Annotated in this window: 14 protein-coding genes; all 14 read left to right on the forward strand. The window is 30.4% G+C overall.

Annotated elements, in window-relative coordinates; translation table 11 throughout:
* Positions 1–147: 147 nt before the first annotated feature.
* The 14 genes from HBE96_RS24205 (at position 148) to HBE96_RS24270 (ending at position 14,001) form a co-directional block, all read left to right on the forward strand.
* Positions 148–1,311 (forward strand): 1-deoxy-D-xylulose-5-phosphate reductoisomerase, encoded by a 1,164-nt coding sequence (locus HBE96_RS24205; RefSeq protein ID WP_169300281.1) that lies wholly within the window; start codon positions 148–150, stop codon positions 1,309–1,311.
* Between the two features lie 37 nt (positions 1,312–1,348).
* Positions 1,349–2,359, forward strand: coding sequence for an RIP metalloprotease RseP (gene rseP, locus HBE96_RS24210; protein WP_169300282.1), 1,011 nt, complete (start codon positions 1,349–1,351; stop codon positions 2,357–2,359).
* Positions 2,360–2,522: 163 nt separating this feature from the next.
* Complete coding sequence (gene ispG, locus HBE96_RS24215; protein WP_169300283.1) at positions 2,523–3,572, forward strand: flavodoxin-dependent (E)-4-hydroxy-3-methylbut-2-enyl-diphosphate synthase; 1,050 nt, start codon at positions 2,523–2,525, stop codon at positions 3,570–3,572.
* Positions 3,573–3,790: 218 nt separating this feature from the next.
* The gene (rimP, locus tag HBE96_RS24220; protein WP_169300284.1) at positions 3,791–4,258 is read left to right on the forward strand and encodes a ribosome maturation factor RimP; all 468 of its coding nucleotides are present in this window, start codon (positions 3,791–3,793) and stop codon (positions 4,256–4,258) included.
* A gap of 17 nt (positions 4,259–4,275) precedes the next feature.
* A complete protein-coding gene (nusA, locus tag HBE96_RS24225; protein ID WP_169300285.1) occupies positions 4,276–5,391 on the forward strand; it encodes a transcription termination factor NusA in 1,116 nt (371 codons plus the stop codon).
* A gap of 23 nt (positions 5,392–5,414) precedes the next feature.
* Positions 5,415–5,684, forward strand: a complete 270-nt coding sequence (rnpM, locus tag HBE96_RS24230; RefSeq protein WP_169300286.1) for an RNase P modulator RnpM — start codon at positions 5,415–5,417, stop codon at positions 5,682–5,684.
* Positions 5,674–5,988: a ribosomal L7Ae/L30e/S12e/Gadd45 family protein gene (locus HBE96_RS24235; protein WP_169300287.1), complete on the forward strand. Its 315-nt coding sequence runs from the start codon at positions 5,674–5,676 to the stop codon at positions 5,986–5,988. Before rnpM ends, HBE96_RS24235 begins: the two co-directional genes overlap by 11 nt.
* A gap of 18 nt (positions 5,989–6,006) precedes the next feature.
* The gene (infB, locus tag HBE96_RS24240; RefSeq protein ID WP_169300288.1) at positions 6,007–8,094 is read left to right on the forward strand and encodes a translation initiation factor IF-2; all 2,088 of its coding nucleotides are present in this window, start codon (positions 6,007–6,009) and stop codon (positions 8,092–8,094) included.
* A gap of 74 nt (positions 8,095–8,168) precedes the next feature.
* Positions 8,169–8,534, forward strand: coding sequence for a 30S ribosome-binding factor RbfA (gene rbfA, locus HBE96_RS24245; protein WP_169300289.1), 366 nt, complete (start codon positions 8,169–8,171; stop codon positions 8,532–8,534).
* Positions 8,521–9,480: a DHH family phosphoesterase gene (locus HBE96_RS24250; protein ID WP_169300290.1), complete on the forward strand. Its 960-nt coding sequence runs from the start codon at positions 8,521–8,523 to the stop codon at positions 9,478–9,480. The genes rbfA and HBE96_RS24250 overlap by 14 nt, the downstream gene beginning before the upstream one ends.
* 21 nt (positions 9,481–9,501) lie before the next feature.
* Positions 9,502–10,377 carry a tRNA pseudouridine(55) synthase TruB gene (gene truB, locus HBE96_RS24255; RefSeq protein ID WP_169300291.1) on the forward strand — a complete coding sequence of 292 codons (876 nt, stop codon included), beginning with the start codon at positions 9,502–9,504 and terminating at the stop codon, positions 10,375–10,377.
* 6 nt (positions 10,378–10,383) lie between these two features.
* Positions 10,384–11,322, forward strand: coding sequence for a bifunctional riboflavin kinase/FAD synthetase (locus HBE96_RS24260; RefSeq protein WP_169300292.1), 939 nt, complete (start codon positions 10,384–10,386; stop codon positions 11,320–11,322).
* A 113-nt stretch (positions 11,323–11,435) separates the two neighbouring features.
* Positions 11,436–11,699: a 30S ribosomal protein S15 gene (rpsO, locus tag HBE96_RS24265; protein WP_169300293.1), complete on the forward strand. Its 264-nt coding sequence runs from the start codon at positions 11,436–11,438 to the stop codon at positions 11,697–11,699.
* Positions 11,700–11,853: 154 nt separating this feature from the next.
* Entirely contained in the window at positions 11,854–14,001 is a 2,148-nt protein-coding gene (locus HBE96_RS24270) for a polyribonucleotide nucleotidyltransferase (RefSeq protein WP_169300294.1), read from the forward strand.
* The last annotated feature ends 61 nt before the right edge of the window (positions 14,002–14,062 follow it).

Consider the following 14,062-nt stretch of genomic DNA (forward strand, 5'->3'; position numbering starts at 1 on the left):
ATTTTAATATTTTGTAGACAATATTTATGATTACTTTATTTTGGGATATAAATATGGTATAGTTAATCATGTTGTTAATTGGAATTAAATTATGTAAAATGGAATATTTACTTTAATGTAATTTATACATATATAGGAGATGATAACATGAAGAACATAGCTATACTAGGGGCAACAGGATCTATAGGAACACAAACTATACAAGTTATAAGATCTCAAAAGGAAGAATTTAAATTAGTAGCTGTTTCAGCTAACAGTAGTTCAAATAAGATAATAAGTATTATTGAAGAATTTAAACCACTTTATGCAGTATTAATGGAAGAACATGCTTTTAATGAAGTTAAGGAATATTGTAATAATAAAAAAATTAGTACAGAAATATTATTTGGAATAGAAGGCTTAAATATAATAAGCACACTGCCTGAAGTGGACACAGTAGTTACATCTGTAGTAGGTATGATCGGATTAGTCCCAACTTTAAAAGCTATTAAAGCAGGTAAAGATATAGCATTAGCTAATAAAGAAACTTTAGTGGCAGCAGGTAAGTTGGTTATGTCTGAAGCACAAAAACATAAAATAAATATATTGCCTGTGGACTCAGAACACGGAGCTATTTTTCAATGTTTGCAGGGGAATGATAAATCATCAGTAAATAAAATATTAGTTACTGCGTCAGGTGGACCATTTAGAGGAAAAAGAAAAGAGGAACTTTTACAAGTTACAGTAGATAATGCTTTAAACCATCCGAGATGGAAAATGGGTAAAAAAATATCTATTGACTCAGCTACTCTTATGAATAAAGGATTAGAAGTTATAGAGGCTCATTGGCTTTTTGATATAGATTATGATAATATTCAAGTTATAGTTCATCCAGAAAGTATAGTACACTCTATGGTGGAATATGTTGATGGAAGTGTTATAGCTCAACTAGCTAGTGCGGATATGAAACTACCAATACAGTATGCCTTAAATTATCCTAAAAGGGAGAAATCTGTAATAAAAGCATTGGATTTTTATAGTTTAAAAAGTTTAAGTTTTGAGAAACCAGATTTAGATACTTTCAAACCTTTAAAACTTGCATATGAAGCAGGTAAAATTGGAGGTACAATGCCAGCTATATTAAATGCTGCTAATGAGGCTTCAGTACAACTGTTTCTGGATAAGAAAATCAAGTTTTTAGATATAGGAAATATGCTAGAAGAATGTATGGGGAAGTTTGGATCAAAAGAAAACTATTTGCTAGAAGATATAATAGAAATAGATTCAAGAGTAAAAGAATATGTTAATAATAAAGTGTTAAATAAAAAATAATTTATAGATAACTTAATCTATAAAAGGAGGAATGTATTTGTATATTATAGCGGCCATTATAACTTTCGGCATTTTAATTATAATTCATGAACTTGGACATTTTACTTTAGCAAAATTAAATGGCATAAAGGTGGAAGAATTTGCTATAGGCATGGGACCACAAATATTTAAAATAAATGGAAAAGAGACAATATATTCTATTAGAATACTTCCTATAGGTGGATATGTAAAAATGTTAGGCGATGAGGGTGAATCTACAGACCCTAGAGCATTTAATAACAAAAGTCCATTGCGTAAACTTAGTGTCGTTTTGGCAGGACCAGTAATGAATTTTATATTGGGCATAGTGCTTTTTGCTATTATAGCGGCAGCAAAAGGTTACTTATTACCAGTAGTTGACAAAGTAGTTCCAAACCAACCAGCAGCCATTATGGGAATAAAATCTGGTGATAAAATAGTGAAAGTTAACAGATCCAAAATTCTAACATGGGAGGATTTTGAAACTGAAGTATATACTTCAGCAGGGAAGCCTATGGATATAAGTTATGTACGTAATGGCGAAACAAGGAATGTAAAAGTAACGCCTGTGAAAGATGCGAAAGATAATAGATTTATTGTTGGTGTTTATGCTACAGCAATTCAAAAGCCTACTATAGGTCAATCTGTATCTTATGGATTTATTGAAACTAATTCTTTAGTAAAACAAACATTTTCTTTTATTGGATCTGCTTTTAAAGGAAAAGTTAGCAAAAATGATTTTGGAGGACCTGTAACTATAATAAAACTTTCAGGAGCAGCTGCTAAAGCTGGAATTTTAACTCTTACTGCTTTTGGAGCATATATAACAGTACAACTTGGAATATTTAATCTTTTACCTATTCCTGCATTAGATGGTGGATATATATTCTTATTCTTATTTGAGTTAATTACAGGAAAAAAAGTGGATCAAAACAAGGTTGGAGTCATAAACTATGTAGGTTTTGCACTGCTGATGGGGTTGATGGTCTTAGTTACTATAAAGGATATACTTTATCCTATTAAATTTTAACAAAAGTTAATATTAATGAATTATATAGTAGAAAAAGTAGAAGACTTAAATCATTAATTTAAGATGAATTACTTTCTATTTAGAATTTTATGTTGGGAATGAAGAGTATCTTCATTCTCAATTTTGAATTTTTAGATCATAATTTTTGTGGGAGATGGAAAAGATGAATAGAGTAAAAACCCAAAAAGTGAAAGTTGGAAATATCTTCATTGGTGGAGATTCTAAAATTACAGTTCAATCTATGACTAATACAGATACTAGAAATGTAAAAGAAACAGTAAATCAAATAAAAGAACTTGAAAAGGCTGGATGTCATATAATACGATGCGCTGTGCCAGATGTGGAAGCTAGTGAAGCTATAAAGAAAATAGTTAAAGAAATAAACATTCCGTTAGTAGCAGATATCCACTTTGATTATAAGTTAGCTTTAAAGTCTATAGAAAATGGAGTGTCGGCGCTTAGAATAAATCCTGGAAATATTGGAAGTATAGATAAAGTAAAGGAAGTTGCAAAAGCAGCTAAAGAAAAAAGTATACCTATAAGAATAGGAGTGAATTCAGGTTCTCTCCAAAAAGATATATTAAATAAATATGGAAGTGTGTGTCCAGAAGCCTTAGTAGAAAGTGCTTTAGAACATGTTAATATCCTTGAAAATATTAATTTTAGTGATATAGTTATATCTATAAAGTCTTCAAATGCAATTCAAATGATAGAAAGTTATAAAATGATATCAGAGAAAGTAAATTATCCTCTGCATCTTGGTGTTACTGAGGCAGGAACTCTTTGGAGAGGAACGATTAAATCAAGTATTGGTATAGGAGCACTTTTATCTCAAGGTATAGGAGATACTATAAGAGTATCTTTAACTGGAAATCCTGTAGAAGAAGTAAAAGTTGGAAGGGAAATATTAAAATCCCTAGGATACTTAGACGAAGGAATAGAGTTTGTTTCCTGCCCTACGTGTGGAAGAACTAGAATAGATTTAATAAAGATAGCAGAAGAAGTTGAAAAGAGATTAGTTAACTGCCATAAAAATATAAAAGTAGCTGTAATGGGTTGTGTAGTTAATGGACCAGGAGAAGCTAGAGAAGCAGATATAGGTATAGCTGGAGGAAATGGTGAAGGACTTATATTTAAAAAGGGTATAATTATAAAAAAGGTACACGAAAAAGATTTAGTAAATGAACTTTTAAAAGAAATTGAAAGTATGTAAGCGTCTTGCAGCATTTGTTAACTTTTTCTTGAAATAACTAATTTGGTGTGTTAAAATGAATTTGGGAAATCTACAGAAGTTTATTGAAAGTGTAGAGTGGGTTACAACCCGCTCTTTCTATTTTGTGAAAAACGCAGCGTTAGTTGCGTTTTTAAATTAGAGCAAAAAATTCATTTTTTATGAAAAATTGCAGAACATACAAGTAAGGAGGGATTATAATGAATAAAAGTACTTTAATAAATAGAGTTGAAGAATTGATAAAACCTATAGTAGTAGAATTAAATTATGAATTATACTATTTAGAGTTAGTAAGAGAAGGAAAAGATAACTATTTAAGAATATATATAGATAAAGAAAATGGAACAATATCACTTGAAGACTGCGAAAAAGTTAGTAGAGCGGTTAGTGATATGTTGGATGTAGAAGATCCTATTAGAGAAGGATATTATTTGGAGGTTTCTTCACCAGGAATAGAAAGAATTTTGCATACTGATGAACACCTACAAAAATATATAGGAAATGATGTATTAGCCCAAATATCTGGATTATTAAATGGAAAGAAAAAATATGAAGGAACATTAGTAAGTTTTAATAATGAAGAATTGAATATTGAAACTAAAGAAAAAGAAGAAATATCTATTCCTAGGGAAAAAATTTTAAATGTTAGTTTAAAAGGTAAGTTTTAAGGAGGGTATATTGAAAAATGAATCAGGAATTTATTGAAGCCTTAAAAGAAATAGTAAAAGAAAAGGGAATTAGTGAAGATTTATTATTTACAACTATAGAGGATGCTCTAGTTGCTGCATATAAAAAGAATTATGCAAACCAAGGCGGAAACAATCAAAATGTTAAGGTTACAATGAATAGGGAAAATGGAGAAATTCATGTGTACTCACAAAAAAGTGTAGTTGATGAAGTTTTTGATGAAATAAATGAAATTTCTTTAGAAGAAGCTAGGGAACTAGACCCTAATTATGATGTAGATGATGTAGTAAGCATAGAAGTAACACCTAAAAAGTTTGGAAGAGTAGCAGCACAAGCAGCTAAGCAAGTTGTTATACAAAGAATAAAAGAAGAAGAAAGAAGAATTGTATTCAACGATTTTATAGAAAAAGAAGATGACATAATAACAGGAGCAGTTATAAGAAAAGACAAAAATAATGTTCTTGTAGATCTTGGAAAAACAGAGGCAGTTCTTGGACCAAATGAACAAATGCCAGGAGAAAAATATAATTTTAATGATAAAATAAAATTGTATATTGTAGAAGTTAAAAATACTACAAAAGGTGCACAAATAGTAATATCAAGAACACATCCAGGTCTTGTGAAAAGATTATTTGAACTTGAGGTCCCTGAAATATTTGATGGCACAGTTGAGATAAAATCTATTTCAAGAGAAGCCGGATCAAGAACAAAAATAGCTGTAAATTCAAATGATGAAAATGTAGATCCAATGGGAGCTTGTGTTGGACCAAAGGGAATAAGAGTTCAAAGTATAGTAAATGAGCTTAAAAATGAAAAAATAGATATTATTAAATGGAGCAAGTTGCCAGAAGAATATATAGCGAATGCTTTAAGTCCTGCAAAGGTAATAGATGTTACTTTAGATGAAGATAACAAATTTGCTCAAATTGTAGTTGATGATAACCAATTATCACTAGCAATAGGAAAAGAAGGCCAAAATGTAAGATTAGCAGCAAAGCTTACAGGTTGGAAAATAGATATTAAAAGCAAATCACAGGCAGAAAATGTTGTTGAAAAAGATGTAATCGAAGAAGATGTTCCTGTAGAAACTATTTTTGAGGAACATAATATGTAAATTTTAGGTGAGGTGGTTATATTATGAAGATTAAAAAAATACCACAGCGAATGTGCACAGGATGTATGGAAATGAAACCTAAAAAAGAGCTTATAAGAGTGGTAAAAAGTAAAGAGAATGAAGTAAGTGTAGATTTAACAGGTAAAAAAAATGGAAGAGGAGCTTACATATGTAAAAGCACTGAATGTTTAGAAAAAGCTTTTAAAAGTAAGAAACTTGAAAAAAATCTTGAAACCAAGATAAGTGAGGAAATCTACGATAGGCTAAAGCGAGAGGTAGAAAATGAAAAATAAATTTTTTCAATTTCTAGGATTAACAAAACGTGCAGGAAAAGTATTAGAGGGATATAATAAATGTGAAGATGCCTTAAAAAGAGGAAAAATATCCTTAGTTATCCTGTCACAAGATGCATCACAGAACACACTAAGTAAATTTTTAAATTATAGTGATAAATATAAAGTTCCTGTTTTACAGGGCTATAATAAACAAGATTTAGGAAAAGCTTTAGGTATGGAAGAAATAAAAGTTTTAGGTGTATCTGACAAAAAAATGAGTGAGAGATTACTTATCTTATGGAAAGAATGTAAAGAAATTTAGTTTCGGGGGTGAAATACTTTGTCAAAAATTAGAGTTTATGAACTAGCAAAAGAGCTAGGAATATCAAGTAAAGAATTAATCAGTATTCTTTTAGATGAGTTTGGCATAGAAGTTAAAAATCATATGGGCGTTATTGAAGAGGAAGATGCAGAACTAATAAAAGAACTTTTTTCAGAAAAAGAAAAGGAAAAATCAGCAGATTCAGATGATAGTATAGAAGAGAAATATGAAGATCTAGCTGAAGAAAATTTAAAGAAAAGTATAAAGGTGACTAAAATTAAGAATAAAAATAAAGAAAATAAAACACAGGAAAATACTAATGATGATAGTGAGAATAGTGCTGTAGAAAAAGTTATAGAAATAGATGAAACTATAACAGTAAAGGAATTGTCAGAAAAACTTGGAAAACCTACTACAGAAGTTATTAAACAGCTTATTTTTATGGGTGTAATGGCAGCTATAAATCAAGAAATAGATTTTGATACTGCGGAAAAATTAGCAGAAAAATTTGATGCTTTAGTAGCTAAAAAGGAAAAAGATATAGATAAAGAGTCTGTAGAGCAAGAAGAGGAAGAGGAAGAGGATGATGATTTACAAAAACGACCTCCAATTATAACAGTTATGGGTCATGTTGATCATGGTAAGACATCTTTACTAGATGCTATAAGAAAAGCAAAAGTTACATCTACAGAAGCAGGCGGAATTACTCAGCATATTGGTGCATATACTGTAACCATAAATGGAGAAAAAATAACATTCCTTGATACACCTGGACATGAAGCTTTTACTGCTATGAGAGCAAGAGGTGCTCAAATAACAGATATAGTTATTCTTGTAGTAGCTGCAGATGATGGAATAATGCCACAAACTGTAGAAGCTATAAACCATTGTAAGGCGGCTAATGTTCCTATGGTAGTAGCTATAAATAAAATGGATAGACCAGGAGCTAATCCGGATAGGGTTAAGCAGGAATTAACTGAACATGGTTTGGTAGCAGAAGATTGGGGCGGAGATATAATCTGTGTACCTGTATCAGCGCATACAAAAGAAGGAATAGACACATTACTTGAAATGGTACTTTTAACAGCTGAAATGCAAGAATTAAAAGCTAATGCTAATAGAAATGGTAAAGGTACAGTAGTAGAATCTAAGCTTGACAAGGGAAGAGGAGCTGTAGCTACATTATTAGTTCAAAATGGTACTATACATGTTGGAGATTCTATAATAGTAGGGTCTACTTATGGAAGAATAAGAGCTATGTTTGATGATAAAGGTAAAAAAATCAAATCAGCAGGTCCTTCTATACCAGTAGAAATACTTGGATTATCTGAAGTTCCAGCAGCAGGAGATAGATTCCACCAAGTAAAAGATGAAAAAACTGCAAGAGAAATGGCTGATAAGAGAAAAGAAAAGTTAAGAGCTGAATATTTACAGTCAACACATAAGGTTTCTCTTGAGGACTTGTATAATCAGATACAAGAAGGAAAAGTTAAAGAGTTAAACATAATAGTTAAAGCAGATGTTCAAGGATCTATAGAAGCATTAAAACAGTCTCTTCAAAAGTTATCTAATGAAGAAGTAAAGGTTAGAGTTATACATGGAGCAGTTGGTGCTATAACTGAAACTGATGTTACTCTTGCTTCAGCATCTAATGCTATAATTATAGGATTTAATGTAAGACCTGATAATAATGCAACAGCAGCAGCAGATAAAGAAGCTGTAGACATAAAAACTTATAGAGTTATATATAATGCTATAGATGATATAAAATCAGCTATGATTGGAATGCTTGAACCAGATTATAAAGAAGTAGTACTTGGAAAAGTTCAAGTAAGACAGGTATACAAAATATCTAATGTAGGAACTATTGCAGGTTGTTATGTAACAGATGGAAAAATCGCAAGAAATAGCAGCGTGAGAGTTATAAGAGATGGTATAGTAATATTCGAATCAGAGCTTGCATCTTTAAAGAGATTTAAAGATGATGCTAAAGAAGTAGCAGAAGGTTATGAATGTGGTCTTTCTATTGAAAAGTTTAATGATATAAAAGAAGGCGATGAAATAGAAGCCTACACTATGGAAGAAATAAAAAAAGATAAACTTTAATTTAAAAATATTAAGAAATTTAGAATTAAAAATGGTTATGTCATATATACTATGTAAAAACGAGGTGATATTATATGGCTAAATATAGAAGTGGTAGAATAAACGAAGAAATGAAAAGGGAAATCAGCAGAATAATTCAAAATGACATAAAAGATCCTAGGTTAAGTGCTATGATAAGTGTTACTAAAGTAGATGTAACAAAAGATTTAAGATATGCTAAAGTATATGTAAGTATTTTTGGAAATGATGAATCTAAAAATGCTACTTTTGAAGCTTTGAAAGGTTCTGCAGGATTTATTAGAAGAGAAGTTGGGCATAAAATAAACTTAAGATACACACCAGAAATACTTATAGAGTTAGATAATACTATAGAACAAGGTATGCATATAGATGCACTTTTACACAAGATAAAGGAGAAAGAGCATCATGATAATGAATAACATTCTAAAAGAAATAAAGGAAAGTAATAGAATTGCTATTACTTTCCATGAATCTCCTGATGGAGATTCTTTAGGTTCTGCCCTTGCTTTAATGCAGGGACTAAAAGAACTTAATAAGGAAGTTTACATACTTTGCAAAGAAAAAGTACCAGAATCTTTTGCATTTTTACCTTGTTCAGAACAAATAGAAGGATTAAAATGTGACGTGATTTCTGAAACTGAATGTGTAATAGTTTTGGATTGCGGTGATGTAAAAAGAATTAATGCAAATTTAAATTTAGAAAATAGAGAATATACATTAATTAATATAGATCATCACTTATCAAATGAATTATATGCAGATCTAAATTATGTGGATACTAATGCTGCAGCAGTAGGTGAAATTGTGTATCAAATGCTGAAAATTATGGGTGTAAAGATTACTAAAAACATAGCAGCATGTTTATATACATCATTAATTACAGATACAGGAGCTTTCAAGTATTCATCAACTACTTTGGTTACACATACTATAGCAGGAGATTTAATTAGTACAGGTATTGATTTTAGTGGAATCCATAGGATTATATTTGAAAATAAAAAATTTGAAAGAATAAAGTTTTATGGAAAAGCAATTGAAAATATGGAGTTAGTTGGTGATAAGATATGTGTAATAACTATTACAAAGGATATGTTATTACAAAACGGAAATGTAAAGGATACGGATACATCTGATATTATAGCCTTTGCTATGCAGATAGATACTATAGAAGTAGCATTGCTTGTAAAAGAAACTGACTCAGGTATAAAAGCAAGCCTTAGATCCAAGTCAAAGGTAGATGTAAGAAAAATTGCAGAAAAATTTGACGGCGGTGGACATATAAAGGCATCTGGATTAGCTATTAAGGATAAGAGTATAGAAAAAGCTAAGGATTTAATACTTAAAGAAATAAGAAATTCACTATAAACAGAAAAAGAGTTGATGTATATGGATGGAATATTGAATGTTAATAAACCATTGGGAATGAGTTCCTTTGATGTAGTAAAAAAAGTAAAGTTTATTGCTAATACCAAAAAGGTAGGTCATACAGGAACTTTAGATCCAGAAGCTTCAGGCGTACTTCCTATATGCATAGGAAATGCTACTAAGCTTGTAGACTATATAATGAGTGATTACAAAATATATAAAGTAGAATTAAGGCTTGGAATTACTACAGATACCTATGATAGGGAAGGAAAAGTAATTAAAAATTCTCCTGTGGATTTGAATGTTGAAGAAGTTAAAAAGGTTATTGAAAGCTTTGAAGGAAACATAGAGCAAATTCCGCCCATGTATTCTGCTTTAAAAGTCAATGGACAAAGATTATATTCTTTAGCAAGGCAGGGAATAGAGATAGAAAGAAAACCGAGAAAAATAACTATACATAGTATAAACATAATAGATATTGAACTACCTAAAGTAGTATTTGAAGTAAAATGTTCTAAAGGCACATATATAAGAAGTCTTTGCTATGATATTGGAGAAGAACTTAAGTGCGGTGGTACTATGTGGAATCTTCAAAGGACTAGAACAGGAAGCTTTGGTATAGAAAAATCAGTGGATTTAGATAAGTTGAATAGAGAAAATATTAATGAATATTTAATTCCAATGGATATGGCTTTAGAAAAATATCCAGCGGTTTACATAGATGAAAAATATGAAAAATTATTACTTAATGGAGTTACATTAAAAGATCCTATGTTAATTGAAAACATAGAAAAGGATATATTATATAAGGTTTATTTGGGAAAAGAAAAGTTTATTGGTATAGGTATGAAACAAAATTTTGGATTTAAAATGACAAAACTGTTAATTCAGAGGTAATTTAAGATGATTATAATGGAAGATAATTTTAAAAAGTATTTACAGTATGATACATATATTGCTTTAGGAAGTTTTGACGGTATTCACATAGGACATGTAAGTTTAGTAAATAAAACTATAAAACTTGCTTTAAAAAACAAAGCTAAGAGTATGATATTTACTTTTAAAAATCATCCACTTAGTGTTGTTAATAAGGAATTAGTACCTAAGCTTATTATGGATAATTCTAGTAAAGTAAAGGTTTTAGAATCTTATGGACTAGATGTACTAAATATGGCTAACTTTAACAAAGAACTTATGCAACTGTCACCTGAAGATTTTATACTAAATTTAGTAAGCCATTATAGAGCTAAAGGATTAGTAGTAGGATTTAACAATAGGTTTGGGTATAAAAACCTTGGCGATGTAGAGCTTTTAAAGAAACTAAGTAAAAAATATGGTTTTGACCTATGTGTAGTGGAACCAGTAAAATATAAGGGACAGGTAGTCAGTAGTTCCATTATAAGAACTAGCCTTTCAGATGAAGGAGATGTGAAAAAGGTAAATAAAATGCTTACTAGACCTTTTATGCTGCAGGGTGATGTGGTTAAAGGAAAACAATTAGGCAGAACGTTAGGATTTCCTACTGTAAATTTAAATTATGATAAGAGATTTTTACTTCCAAGAGGCGGTGTTTATTGCACTATAGTTAGTTATAAAGGTAAATTTTTTAAGGGCATAACTAATGTTGGATACAATCCAACTGTAGATGATAATAGATTAAGTATAGAAACCCATATGTTAGATTTTAATGAAAATATATACAATGAGCATATAAAAATCTATTTTATGGATAGAATAAGAGATGAAAAAAAGTTTAGTTCAATACAATTTTTAGCTGAGCAATTAAAAAAAGACAAAATGTATGCAAAAAAACAGAAACTAGAAATTAATTTTAAAAATTAATTTACAAGTGAATTTAGATTTGTTATAATACGTTTGTGATCCTTATGCTAAGAAACTCGACTTGCCGACGCTTTTCTTGGAATATAGGGGATTAACATTTGGAGGTGTAGATAATGGAAAAGGCAATGAAAGAAGAATTAATGAAAAAATACGCAAGACATGAAGGAGATACAGGATCTCCAGAAGTGCAAATAGCACTACTTACTGAAAGAATTAATCATTTAAATGATCATTTAAAGACTCATAAAAAAGATCATCACTCAAGAAGAGGTCTTTTAATGATGGTTGGTAAAAGAAGAGGTCTTTTAAACTACTTAATGAATCAAGATATTGAAAGATATCGTACTATTATCGGAAAGTTAAATTTAAGAAAATAGTTTTTTAGAGCGGCTTAAAACCGCTCTATTATTTTAAACAATAATTTTAAGAATTATTGTAAATCCATGGTTGAATTAGTTTAATAATTGTATAATATAATTGATAAATAATGATAATAATATTATAACCGATTGAGAGGAGGTTAATTTACTTATGAATCAAACATTAGAAACTACTGTTGCAGGAAGAACTCTTAAAATAGATTATGGTAAGGTTGGAATGCTTTCGAATTGTGCTTTACTTGTAAGTTATGGTGAAACAGTAGTCCTTATTAATGCAAATGCTTCAGAAAAACCAAGAGAAGGGGTGGATTTCTTCCCTTTAAGCATAGAATATGAAGAAAGATTATATGCTGTAGGTAAAATACCAGGAGGATTTATTAAAAGAGAAGGAAAACCTTCGGAAAAGGCAATTCTTCATGCTAGAGCTATAGATAGACCTTTAAGACCGTTATTCCCAAAAGGTTACAGAAATGACGTACAGGTAGTGTGTACTGTTGTATCTGTAGAACAGGATAATGCTCCAGACATATTAGCTATAAATGGTGCATCAATAGCCTTATGTCTTTCAAGTATTCCTTTTAACACACCTTTAGGTGCTGTATCTGTAGGATTAGTAGATGGTGAATTTGTAATAAATCCAACACTAGGACAAAGAGAAAAAAGTACATTAAATTTAACAGTATGTGCAACTAAAGAAAGAGTTATGATGGTTGAAGCTGGAGGAGTAGAAATACCGGAAGATGTAATGTATGATGCCATCATGTTTGGATTTGAAGAGTGCAAAAAAATAGTAGCTTTCCAGGAAGAAGCTATGGCAAAATTAGGAAAGCAAAAGGTAGAACCTAATCTATATAAAGTAGATGAAGATTTAGAAAAAGAAGTTAGAGATTTTTCTTTTGAGATGATAAAAGAAGCTATGTACATAATGGATAAGGATGAAAGAAATGCAGCTATAGATTCTGCAAAAGAAAAAATTAATGATGAATTTGCAGAAAAGTATCCAGAAAGTGGTGCGGATATAGCTGAAGTAGTATATAAGCTTCAAAAAGAAATAGTAAGAAATATGCTTTTAAATGAAGGCAGAAGACCTGATGGAAGAGGCTTTGAGGAAATAAGACCTATAAGCTGTGAAGTTGGATTACTTCCAAGAACTCACGGTACAGGTTTATTTACAAGGGGATTAACTCAAGTAATGACTGTAGCTACTTTAGGAGCTTTAGGGGATGTGCAAATTCTTGATGGACTTGGTTCAGAAGAATTTAAAAGATATATGCATCATTATAACTTCCCATCTTACAGTGTAGGAGAGGTTAGACCATTAAGAGGACCAGGAAGAAGAGAAATAGGTCATGGAGCTTTAGCTGAAAAGGCTTTAGAGCCACTTATACCAAATGAAGATGAGTTCCCATATACTATAAGACTTGTATCAGAAGTTTTAAGCTCAAACGGTTCAACTTCTCAAGCTAGTGTATGTGGCAGCACTTTGGCACTTCTTGATGCTGGTGTTCCAATAAAAAGACCTGCAGCAGGTATAGCTATGGGACTTATAACTAGTGAAGATTTATCTAAAGAAAAAGTTTTAACTGATATACAAGGTATAGAAGACTTTTTTGGAGATATGGACTTTAAAGTGGCTGGTACAGAAGTTGGAATTACTGCTATACAATTTGATACAAAAATTCATGGATTATCAAATGATTGTATAAAAGAAACTTTAGCTAAGGCTAAAAAAGCTAGATTATTTATATTAGAAAAAATTAATGACTGTATTAGTGGCCCAAGAGAAGAACTTTCAAAATATGCCCCTAAAACTTATACAATGAATATTGATCCTGATAAAATAAGAGATGTAATAGGACCTGGTGGGAAGGTAATAAATAAAATTATTGCTGAAACTGGTGTTAAAATTGATATAAAAGAAGATGGAAAAATATTTGTAATGTGTGATGATAGCACATGTGCAAAAAGAGCCTTGAAAATTATAGATGATTTAACTAGAGAAGTAAAATCAGGAGAAATTTACTTAGGAAAAGTAACTAAGATAACAACTTTCGGTGCTTTTGTAGAAATACTTCCAGGTAAAGAAGGATTGGTTCATATATCTAAATTAGATTTTGCTAGAGTAAACAAGGTTGAAGATATAGTGTCTGTCGGTGATGAAATACTTGTTAAAGTAACAGATATTGACAATCAAGGTAGGATTAATTTATCAAGGAAAGATGCAATAAAAGATTCAGAGGAAAAAGAATCAAAAGAAGAATCAAAGGAAGAATCAAAGGAAGAATCAAAGGAAGAATAAAAATAGAAGGGCATTATGGTGCCTTTTTATTTTTATATTAAGCAATAAAATTATTTAATTC

It is taken from the genome of Clostridium muellerianum (assembly GCF_012926525.1).
Classification (GTDB): Bacteria; Bacillota; Clostridia; order Clostridiales; family Clostridiaceae; genus Clostridium_AM; species Clostridium_AM muellerianum.

Bases quoted from the DNA above. Each gene is read 5' to 3' on its own strand.
- HBE96_RS24260 (WP_169300292.1), top strand. From the start codon at position 10,384: ATGATTATAATGGAAGATAATTTTAAAAAGTATTTACAGTATGATACA.
- HBE96_RS24270 (WP_169300294.1), top strand. From the start codon at position 11,854: ATGAATCAAACATTAGAAACTACTGTTGCAGGAAGAACTCTTAAAATA.
- HBE96_RS24235 (WP_169300287.1), top strand. From the start codon at position 5,674: ATGAAAAATAAATTTTTTCAATTTCTAGGATTAACAAAACGTGCAGGA.
- HBE96_RS24205 (WP_169300281.1), top strand. From the start codon at position 148: ATGAAGAACATAGCTATACTAGGGGCAACAGGATCTATAGGAACACAA.
- truB (WP_169300291.1), top strand. From the start codon at position 9,502: ATGGATGGAATATTGAATGTTAATAAACCATTGGGAATGAGTTCCTTT.
- rnpM (WP_169300286.1), top strand. From the start codon at position 5,415: ATGAAGATTAAAAAAATACCACAGCGAATGTGCACAGGATGTATGGAA.
- HBE96_RS24250 (WP_169300290.1), top strand. From the start codon at position 8,521: ATGATAATGAATAACATTCTAAAAGAAATAAAGGAAAGTAATAGAATT.
- nusA (WP_169300285.1), top strand. From the start codon at position 4,276: ATGAATCAGGAATTTATTGAAGCCTTAAAAGAAATAGTAAAAGAAAAG.
- rbfA (WP_169300289.1), top strand. From the start codon at position 8,169: ATGGCTAAATATAGAAGTGGTAGAATAAACGAAGAAATGAAAAGGGAA.
- ispG (WP_169300283.1), top strand. From the start codon at position 2,523: ATGAATAGAGTAAAAACCCAAAAAGTGAAAGTTGGAAATATCTTCATT.
- rpsO (WP_169300293.1), top strand. From the start codon at position 11,436: ATGGAAAAGGCAATGAAAGAAGAATTAATGAAAAAATACGCAAGACAT.
- rimP (WP_169300284.1), top strand. From the start codon at position 3,791: ATGAATAAAAGTACTTTAATAAATAGAGTTGAAGAATTGATAAAACCT.